Raw genomic sequence first — 20,530 nt, 5'->3', positions numbered from 1 at the left:
GCCGATGGATGAATGGGATGTAGAAAAAGGAGAATGGCTTGACCTGGTTGTGAAAACCTTGCGCCGCGCTTTTTTTGAGACCAAAGCGACGGAAGCGATGCCGCCAGAGTTGCAAGCCCATGAAGAATTTCAACGTCTTTACCGAGATTTACAGACGATTTGCCATTTTGCCACGTCCCTGGCCGGTGGTGAATTGTCCGAAAGTCTCCGCCTGCGGGGCTCACTGGCAGGGTCGCTGAAGATGCTGCAGGGCAATTTGCGGCACTTGACGTGGCAGACGCAAATGATCGCCAAGGGGGACTTTTCCCAACGGGTCGATTTTATGGGGGCCTTTTCGCAAGCCTTTAACTCGATGGTGGAAGCACTGGCGCAATCGCAAAAGGCATTGCGGGAAAGTCGGCAGCAATACCGGCACATGGTGGCAGTCGCGCCGTTTCCGTTGGTCGTTACCAGCATGATCGATCATCGCATCATTTTTATCAATGACAAAGCGGCCCAACTGTACGGTGTGACTGCCGAGGAAGCCATCGGCAAGAACGCCCGCGATTATTACCGAGAATCGGCGGATATGCAGTTGATCCTGGAGGAATTGGCGCTGCATGGCGCGGTGGAGAACCGAATTATCCAGATGCGCAATGATCGCGATGAAGTTTATTTTGGGCTGTTATCGGCCGTGGTGTCCACCTTTGCCGGGGAGCCGGTGCGGTTGGTGGCCATCAATGACATTACGGCGCGTCACAAGATGGAAAACGAACTGCGTCGCATGGCAACAACCGATGAATTGACGGGCTGTTTTAATCGCCGTTATTTTATGGAATTGGCGGAGCAAACGTGGCAAACGTGGCAAACGCAGCGGGCCGATTTCTCGCTGGCCTTGCTGATGCTGGATCTGGATCATTTTAAGAGTATCAATGATCGCTTTGGCCATGCCGGTGGGGATCAAGTATTGCGTACTGCCTGCCAGCGACTCCGGTCGGTCTTGCGTGATGGTGATATCCTCGGACGGATCGGTGGGGAGGAGTTTGCTGTTCTTTTGCCCGGTTGCGGGCGTGACGGAGCTTGGATGGTGGCGGAGCGGCTACGCCGGGCGATGGTCGAAGGCGAAATGGTATTAGAGTCTGGTGAACGCCCAGTGGTTACGGTCAGTGTGGGCGTGGCCGTGCCGGAAGATGCGGGCCAAACCTTCAGCGATCTCTTGCGCTGTGCCGACGTAGCCTTATACCGGGCCAAGGATAGGGGGCGCAATTGTGTCCAGGTGTGGTCCCCCGCGCATAGCGATGATGCTCAGTAAGGGGGCGGCGATCCGGTGAAGGGGAAGTGGCCCTGGCGCGAACGGTGGGCGATGGCGACGCTTTTTGTTACGCTGTTTTTGGTGATGGTTGGATTTGGGATTCTGCTGCCGATCATGCCCTACTTTGTGCTCAAACTGAACGGTGATGCTGTTGCCTTTGGTTTTTTTACGGCATCGTACTCGATCATGCAGTTTTTCTTTGCGCCGATCTGGGGACGGTTGTCGGACCGGCTGGGACGGCGCCCGCTTTTGCTGATGGGCCTCGGCGGCTATGGGATTTCCTTTATCTTGTTTGGTTTATCGACGGAACTGTGGATGCTCTTTGTGGTGCGGTCCTTTTCCGGCATGATCTCTTCGGCTACCTTGCCGACGGCCATGGCCTATGCGGCGGACTGTACACCGCCGGAACGGCGCGCCGGTGCCATGGGGATGTTGGGGGCGGCGATGGGCTTAGGGATGATTTTGGGACCGGCGCTGGGTGGTTGGTTGGGCGGGTACAGTTTTGCGCTGCCTTTTTTTGTGTCCGGTGCGCTGGCGTTAATCACGGTGCCCTTTGCTTTTTGGCTGTTACCGGAGTCGCTGCCGGAGGGGGCGGCGATCCAGGAGCCGCAGCGATGGCATAACGTTCTGCGGATCGGCCGGCACCGGCAGTTCACGCTTTTTTTGCTTTCCTTTGCGGTCAGCTTTACGATGGCGCTTTTTGAAGGAACCTTTGCGATTTTTGCCTTCGAACGCTTTGCCTTTGCGACGCAGCACTTGGGGATGATGTTTGCCGGCTTAGGTACGCTGGGGGTGATCGTGCAAGCGGGCTTGGTCAACCGGTTGGCCCGGCGCTTTGGCTGTGTGCGCTTGGTGGCGGCGGGGCTGGCGATGGCCATGACGGGGTTGGCGCTGATGGCGGTCGTGCCGACGTTGCCGGCCATGGTGGCCATGACGGCGCTTTACAGTGCCGGTGCAGCGCTCCTTCGGCCGAATATTTCGACCTTGGTTTCGCAAACCAGTGACGATGGGCAGGGCGCTTCGCTGGGCTGGATGCAATCGTTCGATAGTTTAGGACGGGCTGCCGGGCCGATGGCCGGCGGAATCCTCTATGAGGTGGCGGCGGCCCTGCCCTACTGGACGGGAGCGCTGGCGTTGCTGCTGATTCTGGTGCTTTCCTGGAAGCAGTTACAACGGTATCAACAGGTCGGCGATGCCCTATAAATGACGCAAGCCGCCGCAGGTTTAATCATTAAAATTGTTGATTGTTCATCTTTTCACGATACAGGAAACTAACCATTGATGTAGAATATTTGGTATACTAGAAGGCGAGTTCTCGCTTGCAGGTTTTTTCTGTGGCGGAGTGCTTGACGAACATAGCAAAGTAGGAGGTGAATAAGGATGGAAATGTACAGCCCGACCTTTAATTTCGCCCATGTATTAGCAATTATGTTTCTTTTAGTTCATCTTCCTTATTGGTTTGTCACCAAAGACTAATCGTTTGTTGGATGCCCACACAATCGGCCATAGGGTGCCCATGGAGGTACCTATGGAGGAAGTCAGGGGGAAACCCCTGATTTTTTTTGTTAACCATACCTTTCCTCTTTACAAATAAGAGGGGATCCGATATACTGACATCTGCATGTAGAGCAACCGTTCCGGAGAGGTGGCTGAGTTGGTCGAAGGCGCGCGACTGGAAATCGCGTAGGCGGGCTTAAACCTGTCTCGAGGGTTCGAATCCCTCTCTCTCCGCCAGTGAGTCAGTTCCAAACTAGTAATCGTAGATGTGACGAACGGTTACTAGTTTTTTCTTCTGCTAGATTTGGTCGTGCTAAGCGGGGCGTTAGCGGTGCCTTGTAACCTGCAATCCGCTGTAGCAGGGTGGAAGCTCGCATTGAGGGCCGATCTTGTGGGGTCTGCCCCTGGTAAGTGGTGTTGACAATTGGGTCTTGCGCAACGAAAACCTATAAACCCCGCCAGGTCCGGAAGGAAGCAACGGTAAGTAGGCCCTTTCGTGTGCCGCAGGGTAGCCTGGTTCGAGCTAACTGCCAGGGTAACGCTCGGAAGATTGTGTTCGAAGGCGAGTGCACGGCCATTTAATATCATAATCCCATACATTGCAGGCGGCGCCTATGGATTGGCGCGATGCTGAAATGGTAAGGAATAAAGATGGTGAAGGCCATCTTTTTTCTGTATTTGCGGCGTTTTACTGATGCGTGGATGAGGGAGGAAGCAACCGATGGCCTATCTGGCGCTGTACCGGGAGTGGCGACCGCGGGGCTTTGATGATCTGGTTGGACAAGAGCATGTGAGCCGGACCTTACAAAATGCGTTGCGCTTTCAGCGGGTAGCCCATGCCTACCTTTTTTGCGGTCCCCGTGGCACGGGCAAGACCTCGACGGCCAAGATCTTGGCAAAAGCGCTGAATTGCATCGGTACCGATGATCCCCGTCAAAAGCCCTGCGACCGGTGCAGCAATTGCCAGGCGGTCAACAGCGGGATCGCCCATGATGTCCTGGAGATCGATGCGGCGTCCAACCGTGGCGTCGATGAAATCCGGGAACTGCGGGAGCAGGTGAAGTATGCGCCGCAAGAGGGCACCTTTAAGGTATATATTATCGATGAGGTGCACATGTTGACGACGGAAGCGTTCAATGCGCTGTTGAAGACGCTGGAAGAGCCGCCGGCCAATGTGGTGTTTGTCCTGGCTACGACGGAAGCACACAAAGTGCCGGCGACGATCTTGTCGCGGTGCCAGCGCTTTGATTTTCGCCGGTTAGGCACGGAGGAGATCGTCGATCGGCTGGCCAAGATCTGTGCCCACCATCAGATCGAAGCGCCTGGTGATACGCTGCGCTTTATTGCCCGCAAGGCCGAAGGTGGGATGCGGGATGCCTTGGGGATTTTGGATCAGACCGTTTCCTTTGCCGGGCAGACGATCACCGTGCAGGATGTGACGGCGATTTTAGGTGCGGTGGACGATGAGGTGCTGGTCAGCATCAGCCAGATGCTGGGGGAAGGCCGGTTGGCCGAAGCGCTGGTGGCCGTCAATGGTTTGATCGGCCGTGGCAAGGAAGTGCGGCCGCTGCTGCGCGATCTGATGGAACACTATCGTGATCGCTTGATCTTGCGAACGCTGCCGGAAGCACAGGACTTGGTAGCGGTGGCACCGGAACAAGGGCAGGCGCTGCTCGCGCAAGCCGGGCTGTATTCGCCGGAAGAGCTGCAGGCGTGCATTGCTTTGCTCAGCCAGTTTGAGAATGATATGCGCTGGACGACCCATCCGCGGATTCTTCTGGAAGTGGCTTTTGTGCGCATTGCCCGCCGGGAATGGGGACGGACGGCATGGGAAAGTGTGCCGGAAGCAGCCAAACCGCAGGCACCGCAACCGGCGCCGATCGCCACCAGTGCCTTTGCGCCGGGCGTCGGGACAACCCCGGTGACCACGTCGGATATGGAATTGAACGCGCTGCGGCGCCGCGTGGAAAGCTTGGAAAGCCGGCTCCGGCAAATGGAGCAGGCCATGGAGCAACCGGTACCGGCCGCCGGGCGACCGTCCGTCGGACCGCCGGTGGGCAAGGCACCGGTGACGGCGCCGGTCAAGCCGCAAGCAGCGCCGCCCGCTGCCGCTTCGCCGGCCATACCGAGCCCGATCCACTGGCCCGACGTGGAAGCCTGCTGGCCCAAAGTGATTGCGGCCGCTACGGAGAAGCTTCATCCCCGGTTGGCCTCGATCGTACGGAACCAGTTGCGCCTGGGGGCACCGGACGGAACGCGCATCTTGCTTGTTCATGACAATCCACTGCACCGCCAGACCGATGACCCGAAGCTGCAGGAGATCAATCAGGTGTTGCAAGCCGAGTTTACCGATTGCTTGCGCCAGGCGGTGACGGTGTCCGTCTATCACTCATCCGCATGGCCGCCGGCAGAAGCGGCGTTGCTACGCAGCGGGGCCGTAGCGGGGGAGCCGTCATCGGGCGGAAATCGTGAGCGCGGCGGCGTCGCCAATGCGGCGGGCAGTGAGCCGAAGGAACCCTACTTATCCGATCCGGAGTATATCCGGCAGGTCTTTGGTGATCCCCGGTTGCCGGTGACTTTTGTGGATGATGAGGGCGGGGCCAACGAAAAAGGCCGATGAGCAAATATTGCCCATCGACCAGGGAACTAGCGGAGCAAGTGACGGTTGCGCAGTGCCCATCGAATACCCATGCGAGCGCCGGTGTACATCAAAAAGCCACGAACACCGTAGGGTAAGAGACGCGCGATCATGCGAAGCATGTTACCACCACCTCCAGGATTAGAATGCCCGTTTTACGTAAAATCAACGGGAACTTTATCTCCCATTTAAACTATGGTACACTACTGTCGGTAAGAAAAGGGGGGCACGCAATGTTTGGTAATGGCGGAAATATGAAGAACATGATGAAGCAAGTCCAAAAAATGCAAGCCGATATGGCGAAGATGCAGGAAGAGGTTGCTCAACGTACGGTGGAAGCAACGGCCGGCGGCGGCGCTATCAAGGTTGTGGCTAATGGTAAATATGATGTGCTTTCGATCACGATCGCACCGGAAGCCGTTGATCCGGAAGACGTGGAAATGCTGCAAGATCTGGTTGTGACGGCCGTGAATGAAGCTTTGCAACAAGCACAAGCGATGGTCGCGTCGGAAATGGCGAAGATTACCGGCGGCATGAAAATTCCTGGCTTGTTCTAATCATGTACTACTATGCGGAGCCGGTGGGCCGGTTGATCGAGGCGTTAAATAAATTGCCCGGTGTGGGTCCGAAAACGGCCCAGCGCTTAGCGTTTCACCTGTTGCGGGTGCCGCGAAGTGAAGCGGTCACCCTGGCCAAAGCAATCGTCGATGCGCGCGATCAAACGAGCGACTGTTCGATCTGCGGCAATATGACCGATCGCGATCCTTGTCGGATCTGCGCTGATGAAGCCCGTGACCAAGCGGTCATCTGCGTGGTGGAAGATGCGCGCGATGTGGTGGCCATTGAAAAAACACGGGAATATCATGGGCTGTACCATGTCTTGCGCGGTGTGCTTTCACCGATGGAAGGCATTGGGCCGGAGCAATTGCGCATCCGGGAGCTTGTGGCCCGGTTAGAGGGTTCGCCGGTACAAGAAGTGATTCTCGCCACCAACCCGACGGTGGAAGGTGAAGCCACCGCCAATTATTTGGCCCGGCAAATTAAAGCCCAGGGAATTAAAGTCACTCGTATCGCCCACGGGTTGCCGATTGGCGGCGACTTGGAATATGCCGATCAAGTGACCTTATGGCGGGCGATGGAAGGGCGCCGGGAATTGTAAGGGAGCGTGTGTTGCCCGATGAGGCAACGCCGCTTTTTTTTTCGTATTTTTTTCCTCTCTTGCATACAGTGATAAGGAAGACAACCCTTCAGGGTGATGTGCTTACGGTATGGGCAGGGGGGGAACAAAATGACATCGGAAGCGATGGTCGTAACGGGCTTAGCGGGACTGGCCCTGTTGGCAGCGATTCACTTTTTCTGGCGTCCGTTGCGCTGGTTGTTTGTGGTGGCCTTTCGATCTTTGTTCGGCTTGTTGATTCTGGGCGGTACGAATGTGCTCGGCGGACTGGCCGGGCTCAGTTTGCCCCTAAATCCGGTCAGTGCTTTGATCGCCGGGTTTCTTGGTTTGCCAGGATTAACCCTTTTGATTCTTCTGAAATATTGGATATTCGCTTGAACGCTTGACCGTAGGGTCTAAAGTTAAGTATAATCCTACTTGTGGACTTTTTTTTACAGGTGCTGCGATCCTTAGGAAGATCATTAGACGCAATCGCAAGCAAAATATCTGATTATTTTGTCTAATGTTTGTTGAGGAAATGCCACACCCTTTTTCCGTGAGGAAGCAGGCTTGGTAAACAGGAAGCCCAGCGAGGGCCGGCCAAAACGGAGGTGGAGATCCCATCGCAACCCCGAAATCCTCACGGTGCGTGGAAGCGTACATCGGTGAGTATGCCAGCGGCAAAAGTGAAAATGCAGTCAACCGCGCCTTGGCGTTACATGCCGATGGGCGAGACGTAACCTTGGTGGATTTAGATACAGTGGAGCCTTTTTATACCCTGCGGCCGATCAAACGTTCCTTAGAAGCGCAGGGGTTGCATGTCATTGCCTGGGAAACCGTCGACACAGTCGGCTTAGGTGAAGCCGGCTCATTGTTGCGTGCGGATATGCGTTGGGCCCTGCATCAACAGGGGGATGTGATTCTGGACATTGGCTACGGCGTGGACGGAGCAAAGACATTGCAGTTGCTCCAAGGACGTGAGGCTTGTCCGGAATTACGGATCATTGCGGTGATCAATACTTCGCGGCCGATGACGGCGTCGGTTGAGGACATCGTCGAATACGTCGGGGAACTGGGTCCCGTCGATGCCTTGCTGAACAATACTCACCTTGGTGATGAGACGAATCTGACCGTGATTCGTGAGGGTGCACGCCTGGTGGAGGAAGCAAGCCGAAGACTGGGCCTGCCGGTGGAAGCGACGGCTGTCGATGAAAGGTTTCGCCATCTACTTGATGCCAGTGATGTGATGAATCATTCGATCCGGTACCTACAACGATGGATGGCCAAGGCCTACTGGTGATGGCCTGATGGCCCCTCATGGTGACCGGATGAAGGTCTCCATGGCGAGTTAAGAATTTAAGAAACCGAGCATAAGTAGGGAGATGACAAGATGGCAAAAGCCATGAAAACAATGGACGGCAACAAAGCGGCCGCCTATGTATCCTATGCCTTCACGGAATGTGCAGCCATTTATCCGATTACTCCTTCTTCGCCGATGGCCGAATATACCGATGAGTGGAGTGCTCAGGGCCAAAAAAATATTTTTGGTCAAACGGTAAAGCTTGCAGAGTTACAGTCGGAAGCAGGCGCGGCAGCGGCCGTTCATGGCTCGTTGCAAGCCGGCGCGCTGACGACTACATATACGGCTTCTCAAGGTCTCTTGCTGATGATCCCCAATATGTACAAGATTGCCGGCGAATTGTTGCCCGGTGTGATGCATGTGACGGCACGGGCCGTAGCCGGACATGCCTTGAGCATTTTCGGTGATCATTCCGACGTTATGGCCGTTCGCCAGACCGGTTGGGCCATGCTGGCTTCGGGCAGCGTGCAGGAAGTCATGGATCTGGGCGGCGTGGCGCACTTAGCAGCGCTCAAGTCGCGGGTGCCCTTTGTTCACTTCTTTGACGGCTTCCGTACGTCCCATGAAATGCAAAAGATCGAAACGATCGATTATGATGATCTGGCCAAACTGGTCGATCAAGAGGCGCTCAGCGCGTTCCGCGCCCGCAGCTTGAATCCGGAGCGCCCGGTCGTGCGCGGTACAGCGCAAAACCCGGATATTTTCTTCCAAGCCAAAGAATCGGCGAACCGCTACTATGAAGCGGTGCCGGAAGTTGTCTTGTCCTATATGCAAGAGATCAGCAAGCTGACCGGTCGCAGCTATCGGCCCTTTGATTACTACGGTGCCCCTGATGCGGAGCGCATCATCGTCGCGATGGGCTCGGTCAACGAAGTCATTGAAGAAACGATCAACGCCTTGGTCGCGGCCGGAGAAAAAGTCGGCTTGATCAAAGTGCGTCTCTATCGCCCCTTCTCGGCCAAACATTTCTTTGATGTCCTGCCGCAAACAGTCAAGAAAATCGCCGTTCTCGATCGCACCAAAGAACCGGGTGCACTGGGTGAGCCGCTGCTCCTCGATGTGCGGGCCATGTTCTACGAGTCCGATCGGAAACCGGTGATCGTTGGCGGCCGCTATGGCCTGGGCTCCAAGGACGTTGTCCCGGCCGACATCAACGCTGTCTTTGAAAACTTGAAAGCCGATCAGCCGAAAAGTGGCTTTACCATCTCCATCGTCGACGATCTGACCTTCAAATCGCTGGCACCGCAGCCCCTGGGTGACACGACACCGAAAGGCACGATCCAGTGTAAGTTCTGGGGCCTTGGCTCCGATGGTACGGTGGGCGCCAACAAAAGCGCCGTGGAAATTATCGGTACCTACACACCCATGTATGCCCAAGCCTACTTTGCCTATGATTCCAAAAAATCCGGCGGTGTCACGATCTCGCACCTCCGCTTCGGCCATCAGCCGATCAAATCGCCCTACCTGATCAAAACAGCCGACTTTGTTTCTTGCTCGAACCAAGCCTACTGCTATACTTACGACCTGCTGGAAGGCTTGAAACCGGGTGGCACCTTCTTGCTCAATACGGTTTGGAAACCGGAAGAACTCGAAGAAAAACTGCCGCCGGCCATGAAAGCCTACCTGGCCCAAAACAACATCAAGGTCTTCATCATCGATGCCGTGAGCATTGCCGAAAACTTAGGTCTTGGCAACCGCACCAACATGGTTATGCAAGCAGCCTTCTTCAAACTGGCCAAAGTGATTCCCATCGAAGAAGCCGTTGGCTACATGAAAGACGGCATCCAAAAGACCTATGGCCGCAAAGGTGAAAAAATCGTCGCTATGAACTGCGCTGCCGTCGATGCCGGTGTGAACTCGCTGGTGGCGGTGGAAGTACCGGCATCCTGGGCCGGTGCTGTGGTAGAAGCAGCGGCCACCGTCGATGAACCTGCTTATGTGACCAATATTCAGCGCCCCGTTAACCGTCAACAAGGTGACAAACTGCCTGTCAGCGCTTTTGCCGAGTTGGCTGACGGCACCATGCCAGTAGCCACATCGAAGTATGAAAAACGCGGTGTTGCTTCGCAAGTGCCGGAATTCCTCATCGACAATTGCATTCAGTGCAACCGCTGCTCCTATGTTTGCCCGCACGCAGCGATCCGTCCTTTCCTGGTCAACAGCGAAGAAGCGGCCAAGGCACCGGAAGCATTCGCGATGAAAAAAGCCGTCGGCAAGCAACTGGAAGGCTTACAGTTCCGTGTGCAAGTGAGCCCCATGGACTGCATGGGTTGCGGTAGTTGCGCCCAAGTTTGCCCGTCCAAAACCAAAGCGCTCGTCATGCGCGACTTTGGATCGCAAGTGGAAGCGCAAACGGGCAACTGGAACTTTGCTACGACCTTGTCGATCAAAGATAACTTGCTGTCCAAAGACACCGTCAAGGGAAGTCAATTTGCGCAACCGCTCTTTGAATTCTCCGGTGCCTGCGCCGGTTGCGGTGAAACGCCTTACATCAAGCTGATCACCCAACTCTACGGTGACCGCATGATGATCGCCAATGCCACTGGTTGTACCTCCATCTACGGTGCCAGCGCACCGACCGTGCCGTACTGCACCAACAGCGAGGGCAAAGGACCGGCCTGGGCCAACTCCCTCTTTGAAGATCCGGCTGAGTTTGGCTACGGCATGCTGATGGGCGTCAATCAACTGCGCGATAAACTGGCCGGACTCGTTGCTGAAGCTGTGCAAGCCGGTGTTACGCCGGAACTGGCCGAAGCCTTCAACGAATGGCTGGCCGGCAAAGACGATGGCGACGCATCGAAAGCAGCGACGGCGAAAATCCTGCCGCTCCTGGCAGCTTCCAATGATGCGGCACTTCAGCCGATCGTGGAATTGAAAGATCACTTCATCAAAAAATCGCAGTGGATCATCGGCGGCGACGGTTGGGCCTATGATATCGGCTACGGCGGCCTTGACCACGTGCTGGCATCGGGTGAAGATGTGAACATCATCGTTCTCGATACGGAAGTGTACTCCAACACCGGTGGTCAGTCGTCGAAAGCAACACCGGCAGCGGCGATCGCCAAGTTTGCCGCAGCCGGAAAGCGGACGAAGAAAAAAGACCTGGGCATGATGGCCATGTCCTACGGCTACGTCTATGTGGCCCAGATCGCCATGGGCGCTGATTACAATCAAACGCTCCAAGCGATCCGCGAAGCCGAAGCGTACAAAGGACCGTCGCTGATCATCGCTTATTCTTCCTGCATCAGCCATGGCCTCAAGTCGGGCATGAATAACAGCCAGACAGAAATGGAAAAAGCGGTCAAGTCGGGCTACTGGCACCTCTACCGCTTCAACCCGGACCGCAAAGAGCAAGGCTTGAATCCCTTTGTCCTTGACTCCAAAGAGCCCACGGCACCGTTCAAAGACTTCTTGCTTGGCGAAGTGCGCTATGCATCGCTGCAGCAACTGTTCCCGGACGTAGCGGCCGAGTTCTTTGTCAAAGCGGAAAACGATGCTAAGGAACGCTACGAAACGTACAAACGGTTGGCCAACTAGCCTGTACGAGTGGTAAACTGACCTTTACAGTAATCAATCAGCTTTACATCAGTAATGTCAAAATTAATATCAAGAACGTCATATCGGTAACGCGAGAGCGGAGGACTTTGAGCCTCCGCTCTTTTTTGTGCGCCCGGCAAAAAGAGCATCGCTCAGCAGAGCCTTGATGAATGATTTAAACAACAGATGCAAAAGATGTATGATGCAACGAAGTAGTTCGTGGCTCATCAAGGGGTATCTCTTCGAAGGGGGCACAGCGAGACCAATGACCGATCAAACGATCAACCAACAAAAACCGGTACAAGGCGAAAAGCGCATGTTTATGACCGGCAATGAAGTCATCGCCTATGCGGCACTGGCGGCCGGTGCGGAGATGATGTGCGGCTATCCGATCACGCCGCAAAATGAGATCATGCATTATTGGACACGGTTGGCACCCAAGTACGAGCGCCGTTTTTTACAGACTGAAGACGAACTCTCGGCCGGCTTTTCGACGCTCGGCGGGGTGTTGGCGGGACGGCGAGCCTTTACGGCGACGGCCGGGCCGGGGAACGTGTTGATGCAAGAACCGCTGTCGATGGCGGAAATGATGCGCATTCCCATTGTCTTGATTGTTCAGCAACGGGGCGGCCCGTCGACGGCCACCGTAATCTACTCGCAGCAAGAAGTAACGCTGACTTGTTACGGTGGGAACGGTGAGGGGGCGCGGATCGTCTATTCCCCATCGAACCATCAAGAACTCTATGACTATACGCTGAAAGCTTTTAATACGGCATGGACATATCGATTCCCCACGTTTATTTTAGGCGACGGCTACCAAGCCAAGATGCGGGAATCCTTAACGATCTACGATCCAGCCGTACGTGGTGTGCAGATGGTCCCGACGGAGCCGATCATCGGCGGGCCTGGTGCTCCGGGCACTGAGCGTGAGGCGGTGCACCTGCGCAATACCTTCAACACGGAAGAAGAGCTTTATGAAATCATCACGGCCATGATGGGCGAATACGATCGCATCGCCCCGTCGATCGTCGAGCATGAGGCGATCCAAACGGATGATGCGGAAATCTTGATTCTTTCCCATGGTGTGGTTTCCCGGGCCACGGCTGCGGCCGTGCGGGAACTGCGTGAAGCCGGAATAAAGGTGGGCAGTTTCCGGCCGATCACCTTACGGCCCTTCCCGGTCGAGGCGCTGCGTAACGCCCTCAAGCCGGTAAAGAAAATGCTCATCGTGGAATCGGCGCAAGGTCAATTGGCGAAGCTTTGTAAAGAGGCGATCTATGGCGAGACAACGCCGATAGAGTACATCTTTAAGCCCGGCGTCGGCGTGACGGCGGAAGAAGTAGTCGCCAAAGTCAAAGCCATGGCTTGAGGAGAGGGTGAAGAAGATGAGTGAATGCATGGAAGTTACTGCGACAACGCTGCTGGAACCGAAGATGCCCAGAAGCTGGCGCCGGGCGTCCAAACCGCACAAGTTTTGCCCGGGCTGCGGCCATGGTGATGTGCTCAAAGCGCTGGGCACAGCGATCGATGACCTGGGTATCCAGGACCGCGTTGTCTTTGGCTGTGATATTGGCTGCTCACTGCTAGCATGGGATTTTTTTGAGTGTGATACGGTGCAGGCGCACCATGGCCGGACCACACCGGTGATCACCGGTATCAAACGGGCGCGGCCCGATCGGATCTGCATTGCTTACATGGGCGATGGCGGCGGCTACGCTATCGGTGCCCAGCATTTGGTCAACGCGGCGACGCGCAATGAACGGATTACGGTCATTTTGGCCAACAACACCAATTATGCGATGACCGGCGGGCAGATGGCGCCGACGACTTTGCCGGGGCAAAAAACGGAGACTTGTCCGTATGGGCGGGATATTGAAGCCATGGGTAATCCCACCTTAGGTCCCGAGATGGTCGCAGCGATCACCAAGGAAAATGCTTATGTGGCGCGCGGGACCATGGCTAACATGCGGCAATTGACGACGATGCTGAAAAAAGCGCTGCAAAATCAGATTGACGGACGCGGTTTTTCCTTTGTGGAAGCACTGGCATCATGCCCGACGAACTGGCGCATGAATGCCAAGTCGACGTGGGACTTTGTGGAGAAAGAAATGCCCAATTATTTTAAGGTCGGTGAACTGAAAGTGCCGGCGCCGAAGGAGGGGTGACCATGGCCAACGAAGTCAAGATCGCCTTGGCCGGTGAAGGTGGACAGGGTGTGCAATCGGTGGCGGAGATCATTACGGAAGCGGCCAACGAAGAAGGCAAAGAGGCGCTTTATATCCCCAATTTCGGTGTGGAGCAGCGGGGCGGTGTGTCGATCGCCTTTGTGCAGATTGCCGAAAAGCAAAAGATTGGTTCGCCGAAATTTGAAAAGGCCGATATCGTCATCGCGCTTTCGGACCGTGCGGTACTGCGGTCCCGACAATATGTGGACGAGCGGACGGTCTTTGTCTACGACAAGTCGATTCAGGGCGTGGAGGATGATCTGCCGAAAAACGCCAAACAGGTGCTGGCCATTCCGGCCATCGAAGTGGCCAAAAATGAGCTGCATCCGCGAGTATTTAATATCGTCATTATGGGCGCCGTGCTTCATGCGACCCGCGTGGTCAGTGAAGAACAGGCTAAGCAGGCCTTGGAGAATAAGCTGGGCTACAAGTTTGAGCAAAACCCGGAGCTGCGAGAGATGAACCATAAGGCGTTGGCCCGGGGGATGGAACTGGTGGCGGGGCTGGCGCAGGGCTGACGGGGAAACCGTGTAAGTTAAGCAAAGGACAACGTCAGTGCGTACGACAAAGCCGGCGATGAAAAGCAGGGAAGTGAGCGGAATGAAAACGTGGAAAGCCTATGTGATCGAAAGCGGCAAGGGAAAGCATCATGTCTTTCCGGGGTTATGTAAAGGTTGCGGGTTATGCATCGAAAAGTGTCCCACTAAAACGATCCGGTGGTCCTATAACCTAGGAGTGTACGGGACACCGATCGTGGAAGTGCAACAGGATCCGGAGTGCATCGCCTGCGGGATCTGCCAAAACGTTTGCCCCGATACGGCGATTGTCGTGGAGCGACTGGCAAAGGCGAAGGAGCAGGGCAAAGAAAAGGAAAAACAGGTGAATTGATAGGTCCATTGGTGGGTGCTGGGCATCTTGCCAATAACAAACGGGTCGGCGTGCTTGCACTTCGGCCCGTTTTATCCTATAATTGTTTATGTGATTTGACGTGGGGGTGTAGCTCAGCTGGGAGAGCGCTTGCTTCGCATGTAAGAGGTCAGGGGTTCGATCCCCCTCATCTCCACCATTCAAAAATCCAGTAAAATCAAGGCTTGCGGGTTTTTTCGGCGACGGTTTTAGCTGATGCCCAAACGGGGTTGATGCCAACGATTGATTTTACGGTGAAATTAAGAAAGGCCGGGCGTGCATCCCGACCATCCTAAGAGCTTAAGTCCATCGTCTTTACGGTGGGCTTTTTTATTTTTTATTGATGAGTGACTGGAGCCTATCCGAAATCTGAGCCATCTTTTGTACATTTTTTACTTTCTCGCCTGACTAAATAAGCAGGACGGCTACAGTGTGTCGAAGCACATGGAATGAACTTTGGGCTGAGACCTGATGGAGGCATTTGCCGATTGATATGTTCCCGCATACCGCGTAAACCCTAAAAAATAGTTGTTCTGTTCCCAAGAACGCCGACATCAATAATGACAACGCGGGGCATATTGAGACAGTAGTATTGATGTTAAAGGCATCGCAGGCGAAACCCATGAATATAAGGATATGTACCCCGAAAATATAGCATCTGGTTTTTTGGGGATGAATTCATCAAGTATGAATATCGTGACTGGGGGGTGGTTCTAATGGATAAAACGAAAAAAGCATGGGTCAATGCATTATTTTTGGTAGTAACTTTGGCCATCAATACCTTTGGCGCCTTAGGACGAATCAATGGGCTCTCACAAAAGCAAATTTCTGATATGTATGCTACCCTGATCACACCGAGCCCGGCTACCTTCAGTATATGGAGTATTATCTATTCCTTGCTGCTGATCTCTGTGATTGTGATGATCGTCAAAAAAGATGACCCCTATTATGAGCGCGCAATAAAGCAAATTTCCAACCTTTTTATCATTTCTTGCATGCTTAATATTGCGTGGGTTGTTGCTTTCTCTTATTTACAGATTGAACTTTCCGTGCTCTTTATTTTCGGATTCGTCATTACCTTGTCCTTGATTTGCTGGGAACTCTTGAAGATTAACGACGGAAAGCACGGGCTGTTGCCTTTGAGTTTTGGAATCTATACCGGCTGGTTATTCATAGCCACTGTTGTTAATATAGCTGCGATGCTGGTCAAGTTAGAATGGAATGGCTTTGGAATTGCCGATGAGATCTGGGCGATGATGATCCTGATTATCTCAATTCTTTTGGTCGCTGTGGTACTCTCAAAAATTCGCAATGCTGCATTCCCATTACCGATTGCCTGGGCTTATTTCGGAATCTATCAACATTTAAACTCACCGGAAGGGTTTAATGGGCAATATAGTCTGCTGCAGAGCATCGCCCTCGTGGGAGCGGTAGTTCTGATCGGTATGGCCGCGATCCAGTTTTATCGAAACGATTTATCACTACTTCGGCCAACGAAGCCATAGACATCACACTCCAGATGCAACGGCCGATTTTACACGAAATTAAAAAGGTCGAGCGTAGCCCGACCATACCATTAAGTCTAGTAGTCCATCGTTTTTACGATGGGCTTTTTTATAAATACTAACCCGTAATGATAGGGCGGGAGTTCGACTTGCTTCTCCAAAGTAAATCCTGTTTTGGCCGCCCAGTCAATAATCATCGTAGGAGTCGGTCGTATATCCATGGAAGGTCCCCGCGGTGTTTTTTCGTATTTCCAGTGGATTACTCCGATTCTGCCGTAATCGCTAAGCAGATCAAAAGCATTTTTAAGGAGGGCCATCGGTTCTTCGCAGTGGAGAATATTAAATAAGGTTATGTAATCAATTTTATCTTTGTACTCTTCTAAAGCTTTTCTTGTAGCATCAGCAGAGATATCACCATGAACTAAAAGAATTTTCTCATCGGTACGCCCTTTGATCTTATCCTTGCAAATATTGAGTATTTGATCGTCAATATCAATGCCGATTACTTTTTGACTGACAATTTCGGCAATCGGTAGTAGAAAAGTACCGTAACCGCATCCGATATCCAGTAACGTTTTTACCTGTTCGCCGATGCCGATTTTCTGAATGATTTCGGTCGGATGAAAGAAAGTATTCCACGTCTGCTCATCAGGCATTCCCGACTCTCGATATTTCGCCATTTGTCTTCTCCTTTTGATAGAAGCTATACTTATGTTTTCCGATTGAATTATATTATATTTGTGGTGCGACAAGCAAGGGGATTCTCCGGCGTCCGCGCTAGGCGAAGTAGTGATACGATTCAGAGAGCTGGATATAAATTCGGCAAATGGCTTGACTTAAGTTTTTATCAGTACCAACTTCAAGGACCCGAAACAGCGATAGAGGAATAAAAAGAAGCAGGGAATCCCCCCTGCTTCTTCCGATTAAATAACTCGAACGAGACCCGGCTCCCGGAGCTTGACAAATCGTTTCGCGAAATAAGTTGCCAATAATTGTTCCCGCTTTTCTCCAACTTTCGCACGGATAGCGTCGGCCTTCTCCAGAATTTCACCGAGCGTGGTTCCTTCCAATACGCAGATGTAGCAAAAATAAGTGAATTCCGGATGAGTGGTATCTACGAGGATGGAAGCAGTGTCGGGAAAACTATCCACTGCTTCGCGCGTTTTTTGCATATACAGCGATAACCCGACGTCATGAGACCAGTACTTGCGTATATGTTGGATATGAAATTCAACAATCACACGTTGATTTGTATGTTGCAGTACGACCGTTTCAAGGGAATGGTTTTCCGAAAGGAAGCGCCGGTAAACATCATAGGTGAACCCCGCTTAGCGGACAGTAAAACAAAAACACCTCTTAGGATAGAATTATAAAAAACTATCATAGGAGGTGCTTACATTTTGCCCGGCAAAAGAGGTGCCAAACATTTTGACAAAGCGAACATAGTCAATTATACTTCCATAGCCCAATTAACTTTTCCTTGTCGATGTTTTGGACAATTGGCAAGTATTTTCGCTACCCTGGATAACAAGTCTACCGGAGATATCGGTTTGAGAATAAACCCGTTTACACCTAACGCCATGGTCTCGATCACATCCGACTTCTCGGCCGTGCCGGAAACCACAATGATCGGGATTTTTGACGTACTGGAATTTCCTTTTAATCTTTTGATGGTCGATTTCCCGTCCAATATGGGCATGTAGAGATCCAGGATGATCACGTCAATCTTATATTTGTTCGTAGCAGCCAGCGCTTCCACACCGTTGGCTGCATGAATCGTGACATGCCCGAGCTGATGGATCAGTTTGGATACCAATAAAATACTTGATTTATTATCATCACAAATTAAAATTGTTGCCACAGTAACCCTTCCCGTTCATTGTATTAAAACTTGACCTCGTAGCGATAAACGCCAGAGAAAACATTGACCACCCTGTTATCAAATCAGCGATGCTGACGTTAACTAGACAACAGCAAAGTCAAGTATTGTATACGATGATTAAGGTGAACATATCTAAGCATATCAAAAATCCGCCCATTAAGGAATGGTAATCAATCCGCAAAATCGCAAAAATCCCGGGCTGTCGTGGCGATTTTGTTTAGCACAGGCTTATACAATGCCTTTTTTATTACCGCTCGTGCATGGTATAATTAGATGAAAATTATATGCTAAGGGAACTTCTACCATGTTAAGGGAGCCCCTGCCAACACCAATGGTAAACACGGTCACCTTTGGGCATGGGGCCCTCGGAGAAAAACAACGGACATACTACTGCAATTTCATGGAGGGATAATACCAATGTTGACTTTTCACCAACTATTTAATTCCTCGCCGATTGCAGTTGCGATCATTCAACACCATCGCTTTCAGCTAACCAACCCGCAGTTTACGCAACTGATGGGTTATTCAGCAAACGAATTGTTGAACATGCATACAGCCGATCTTGTCCATCCTGATGACCGCCTAGGGTTATTTCAGAGTGCCCTCCGCTGGGTCAACGGTGAAGACGGACCAGCGGTGTATGAGTTTCGTACAGTTGCCAAAAATGGTGATATCAAATATCTATCCGGCTATTTCAGTCCTGTGGAATACAATGGCGAAAAAGCCTTGCTCGGGCAATATGTTGATCTGACCGACAAAAAACGCATGGAGGAGCAAAGCCAAAAAAAGCGCCAAGAGTTTGAACAGTGCTTGCAGCGTGAATACAATGGTCTGGAAAGCCATGTGCAAGAACGAACGGAGCAGCTGCTACTAGCCAATCAACGCTTACAGGCGGAAATCTGTGAGCGTTGCAAAATGGAAAAAGAACTGCGTATCAGTGAAGCGCGCTATCGCGGAATTGTGGAAGATCAAGCTGATCTGATTGTTCGGTTTCTCCCGGACGGAACGTTGACCTTTGTCAATGATGCCTGCTGTACCTTTTACAACCGGACCTGCGAAGAGTTACTAGGAACCAATATACACAGCTTGCTGATGGAAAAAAATCGGGATCGCATACGGGCGGCAGTTGCGCAGACCAATCAACAACGTATGATCCATGTAATAGAATTTGAAACCCTCCGTGGTGACGGGGAAGAACGCTGGCTGCACTGGACGAACCGCGGTATCTTCGATGAAGCCGGTCAACTCACCGAATATCAAGCGGTTGGTCGCGATATCACCGCACGAAAAAAAGCGGAAGAGAACTTACAAAGCGCCAACGACGAACTGGAACGTCGGGTCCAACAGCGAACGCGCCAGTTAGAACAAGCTAAAGAAGCGGCGGAAGCGGCATCGCGCGCCAAAAGCAGCTTTTTAGCCAATATGAGCCATGAGTTACGGACACCGCTCAACGGAATTATCGGCATGGTTGAATATCTGTTGGAAACTGACTTGCCCAGTGAAGAAAAGCAATGTTTACATTCCATTCTCTATTCGGGGAATGTGCTGGGGCGACTGATTAGTGATGTGCTTGATTATTCTCGATGTGAAACGGAACGAGTTCAACTGAAAAACATCCCCTTTTATCTAGGGGCGCTGTTAGACGATACAACCAAAACGATCAAAGAGGTTGCTGCGAAAAAAGGACTTTTATTCGAAGAGGACTACGCGATCGGCGATGATCTCATCTATACCGGCGATCCGCGATTGCTGCGACAAATTTTGCTTAGCTTGCTGAGCAATGCCGTAAAATTTACGGATCAAGGAACGATCACCCTGCGATGTACCATGGAAGCCGATCAGGAACAGCACGCCCAATGGCGGTTTGAGGTTACCGATACCGGGATCGGCATTGCCGATGAAGCCCTTGATACGGTTTTTGACATATTTGTCCAGGCGGACAGTTCCATGACACGACGGTTTGGCGGCATCGGGTTGGGGTTAGCCTTAGCCAAGCGCTTGGTTACGTTGATGGGCGGTTTCATCGGTGTGCAGTCGAAACTCGGGCAGGGCTCTACTTTTTGGGTCACCCTGCCGCTGGAGAAAAGCACCTTGCCGCCGGCAAACCGGCGCCATGCGCCCTGGGACGGTCATATTGATTTTGGCCTACCGATCTTACTCGTCGACGACAGCATATCGACGCAAAAATCAATTATTGCCCAACTGAAAAATGCCGGTGTTACCAATGTGAATGTGGTCAATAACGGCCTGGAAGCAGTCAGGGCCGTTGCCGAAAAGGATTATGGACTGATCGTCATGGATTGCCAAATGCCGTTACTCGATGGCTTTAAAGCAACACGGGCGATCCGGGCGCTGGAAGCGCATAAAGAAGTCTACAGTACCATTGTGGCTGTAACGGCCCATCTGGATGAGCATGTCCGGGCGCTTTGCTTGGAAGCCGGTATGGACGGATATCTGGAAAAGCCCTTTAAGTTTCAAAACATCATGAAATTCATGAATGCTCTATTTTAAAAGCAAATCCCCCATCCTCAGA

17 protein-coding genes, 2 tRNA genes and 1 other RNA gene are annotated in these 20,530 nt (G+C 52.6%); 17 read left to right on the top strand and 3 right to left on the bottom strand.

The features are described 5' to 3' along the window. Positions 1-4 precede the first annotated feature (4 nt). The 16 genes from EDD73_RS02415 (at position 5) to EDD73_RS02340 (ending at position 16,115) form a co-directional block, all read left to right on the top strand. Positions 5-1,291, top strand: a complete 1,287-nt coding sequence (locus tag EDD73_RS02415; protein ID WP_131918098.1) for a sensor domain-containing diguanylate cyclase — start codon at positions 5-7, stop codon at positions 1,289-1,291. Between the two features lie 15 nt (positions 1,292-1,306). Then, positions 1,307-2,494, top strand: coding sequence for an MFS transporter (locus EDD73_RS02410; RefSeq protein WP_243116763.1), 1,188 nt, complete (start codon positions 1,307-1,309; stop codon positions 2,492-2,494). A 436-nt stretch (positions 2,495-2,930) separates the two neighbouring features. Further along, positions 2,931-3,025 (top strand) — tRNA-Ser (locus tag EDD73_RS02405). 71 nt (positions 3,026-3,096) lie between these two features. Continuing rightward, an RNA gene (ffs, locus tag EDD73_RS02400) (signal recognition particle sRNA large type) lies at positions 3,097-3,362 on the top strand. Between the two features lie 147 nt (positions 3,363-3,509). Beyond that, positions 3,510-5,408 (top strand): DNA polymerase III subunit gamma/tau, encoded by a 1,899-nt coding sequence (gene dnaX, locus EDD73_RS02395; protein ID WP_131918097.1) that lies wholly within the window; start codon positions 3,510-3,512, stop codon positions 5,406-5,408. Positions 5,409-5,659: 251 nt separating this feature from the next. Then, a complete protein-coding gene (locus EDD73_RS02390) occupies positions 5,660-5,983 on the top strand; it encodes a YbaB/EbfC family nucleoid-associated protein (RefSeq protein ID WP_243116762.1) in 324 nt (107 codons plus the stop codon). A 2-nt stretch (positions 5,984-5,985) separates the two neighbouring features. Beyond that, the gene (gene recR / locus EDD73_RS02385; protein ID WP_131918095.1) at positions 5,986-6,585 is read left to right on the top strand and encodes a recombination mediator RecR; all 600 of its coding nucleotides are present in this window, start codon (positions 5,986-5,988) and stop codon (positions 6,583-6,585) included. Between the two features lie 129 nt (positions 6,586-6,714). Then, positions 6,715-6,981: a pro-sigmaK processing inhibitor BofA family protein gene (locus tag EDD73_RS02380; RefSeq protein WP_131918094.1), complete on the top strand. Its 267-nt coding sequence runs from the start codon at positions 6,715-6,717 to the stop codon at positions 6,979-6,981. Positions 6,982-7,231: 250 nt separating this feature from the next. Then, entirely contained in the window at positions 7,232-7,882 is a 651-nt protein-coding gene (locus EDD73_RS02375; RefSeq protein ID WP_131918093.1) for a P-loop NTPase family protein, read from the top strand. A 90-nt stretch (positions 7,883-7,972) separates the two neighbouring features. After that, positions 7,973-11,479 carry a pyruvate:ferredoxin (flavodoxin) oxidoreductase gene (gene nifJ, locus EDD73_RS02370; protein WP_131918092.1) on the top strand — a complete coding sequence of 1,169 codons (3,507 nt, stop codon included), beginning with the start codon at positions 7,973-7,975 and terminating at the stop codon, positions 11,477-11,479. A 265-nt stretch (positions 11,480-11,744) separates the two neighbouring features. Beyond that, positions 11,745-12,848: a ferredoxin oxidoreductase gene (locus EDD73_RS02365; RefSeq protein WP_131918091.1), complete on the top strand. Its 1,104-nt coding sequence runs from the start codon at positions 11,745-11,747 to the stop codon at positions 12,846-12,848. A gap of 16 nt (positions 12,849-12,864) precedes the next feature. Further along, positions 12,865-13,644 (top strand): thiamine pyrophosphate-dependent enzyme, encoded by a 780-nt coding sequence (locus EDD73_RS02360; protein WP_243116761.1) that lies wholly within the window; start codon positions 12,865-12,867, stop codon positions 13,642-13,644. 2 nt (positions 13,645-13,646) lie between these two features. Next, entirely contained in the window at positions 13,647-14,222 is a 576-nt protein-coding gene (locus tag EDD73_RS02355) for a 2-oxoacid:acceptor oxidoreductase family protein (RefSeq protein WP_131918090.1), read from the top strand. 82 nt (positions 14,223-14,304) lie between these two features. Further along, positions 14,305-14,592, top strand: coding sequence for a 4Fe-4S dicluster domain-containing protein (locus EDD73_RS02350; protein WP_131918089.1), 288 nt, complete (start codon positions 14,305-14,307; stop codon positions 14,590-14,592). Positions 14,593-14,694: 102 nt separating this feature from the next. Continuing rightward, a tRNA-Ala gene (locus EDD73_RS02345) sits at positions 14,695-14,770 on the top strand. A gap of 556 nt (positions 14,771-15,326) precedes the next feature. Further along, on the top strand, positions 15,327-16,115 hold the full coding sequence (locus EDD73_RS02340; protein WP_131918088.1) for a TspO/MBR family protein: 789 nt from the start codon (positions 15,327-15,329) through the stop codon (positions 16,113-16,115). 77 nt (positions 16,116-16,192) lie between these two features. Here EDD73_RS02340 and EDD73_RS02335 read toward each other — a convergent pair whose 3' ends face one another. The 3 genes from EDD73_RS02335 to EDD73_RS02320 all read right to left on the bottom strand — a co-directional run bounded on the left by EDD73_RS02335 (position 16,193) and on the right by EDD73_RS02320 (position 17,976). After that, positions 16,193-16,795, bottom strand: a complete 603-nt coding sequence (locus tag EDD73_RS02335) for a class I SAM-dependent methyltransferase (protein ID WP_131918087.1) — start codon at positions 16,793-16,795, stop codon at positions 16,193-16,195. 243 nt (positions 16,796-17,038) lie between these two features. Continuing rightward, positions 17,039-17,287: a hypothetical protein gene (locus tag EDD73_RS02325; RefSeq protein ID WP_131918086.1), complete on the bottom strand. Its 249-nt coding sequence runs from the start codon at positions 17,285-17,287 to the stop codon at positions 17,039-17,041. 278 nt (positions 17,288-17,565) lie between these two features. After that, the gene (locus EDD73_RS02320; protein ID WP_131918085.1) at positions 17,566-17,976 is read right to left on the bottom strand and encodes a response regulator; all 411 of its coding nucleotides are present in this window, start codon (positions 17,974-17,976) and stop codon (positions 17,566-17,568) included. Positions 17,977-18,414: 438 nt separating this feature from the next. Between EDD73_RS02320 and EDD73_RS02315 the strand changes: the two genes are divergently transcribed. Continuing rightward, complete coding sequence (locus tag EDD73_RS02315; RefSeq protein WP_131918084.1) at positions 18,415-20,508, top strand: PAS domain-containing hybrid sensor histidine kinase/response regulator; 2,094 nt, start codon at positions 18,415-18,417, stop codon at positions 20,506-20,508. Positions 20,509-20,530 lie beyond the last annotated feature (22 nt).

Source organism: Heliophilum fasciatum, assembly GCF_004341395.1.
Lineage (GTDB): Bacteria > Bacillota > Desulfitobacteriia > Heliobacteriales > Heliobacteriaceae > Heliophilum > Heliophilum fasciatum.
Note: the sequence above shows the minus strand (reverse complement) of the source record. Positions and strands in the feature narration are given on the sequence as shown.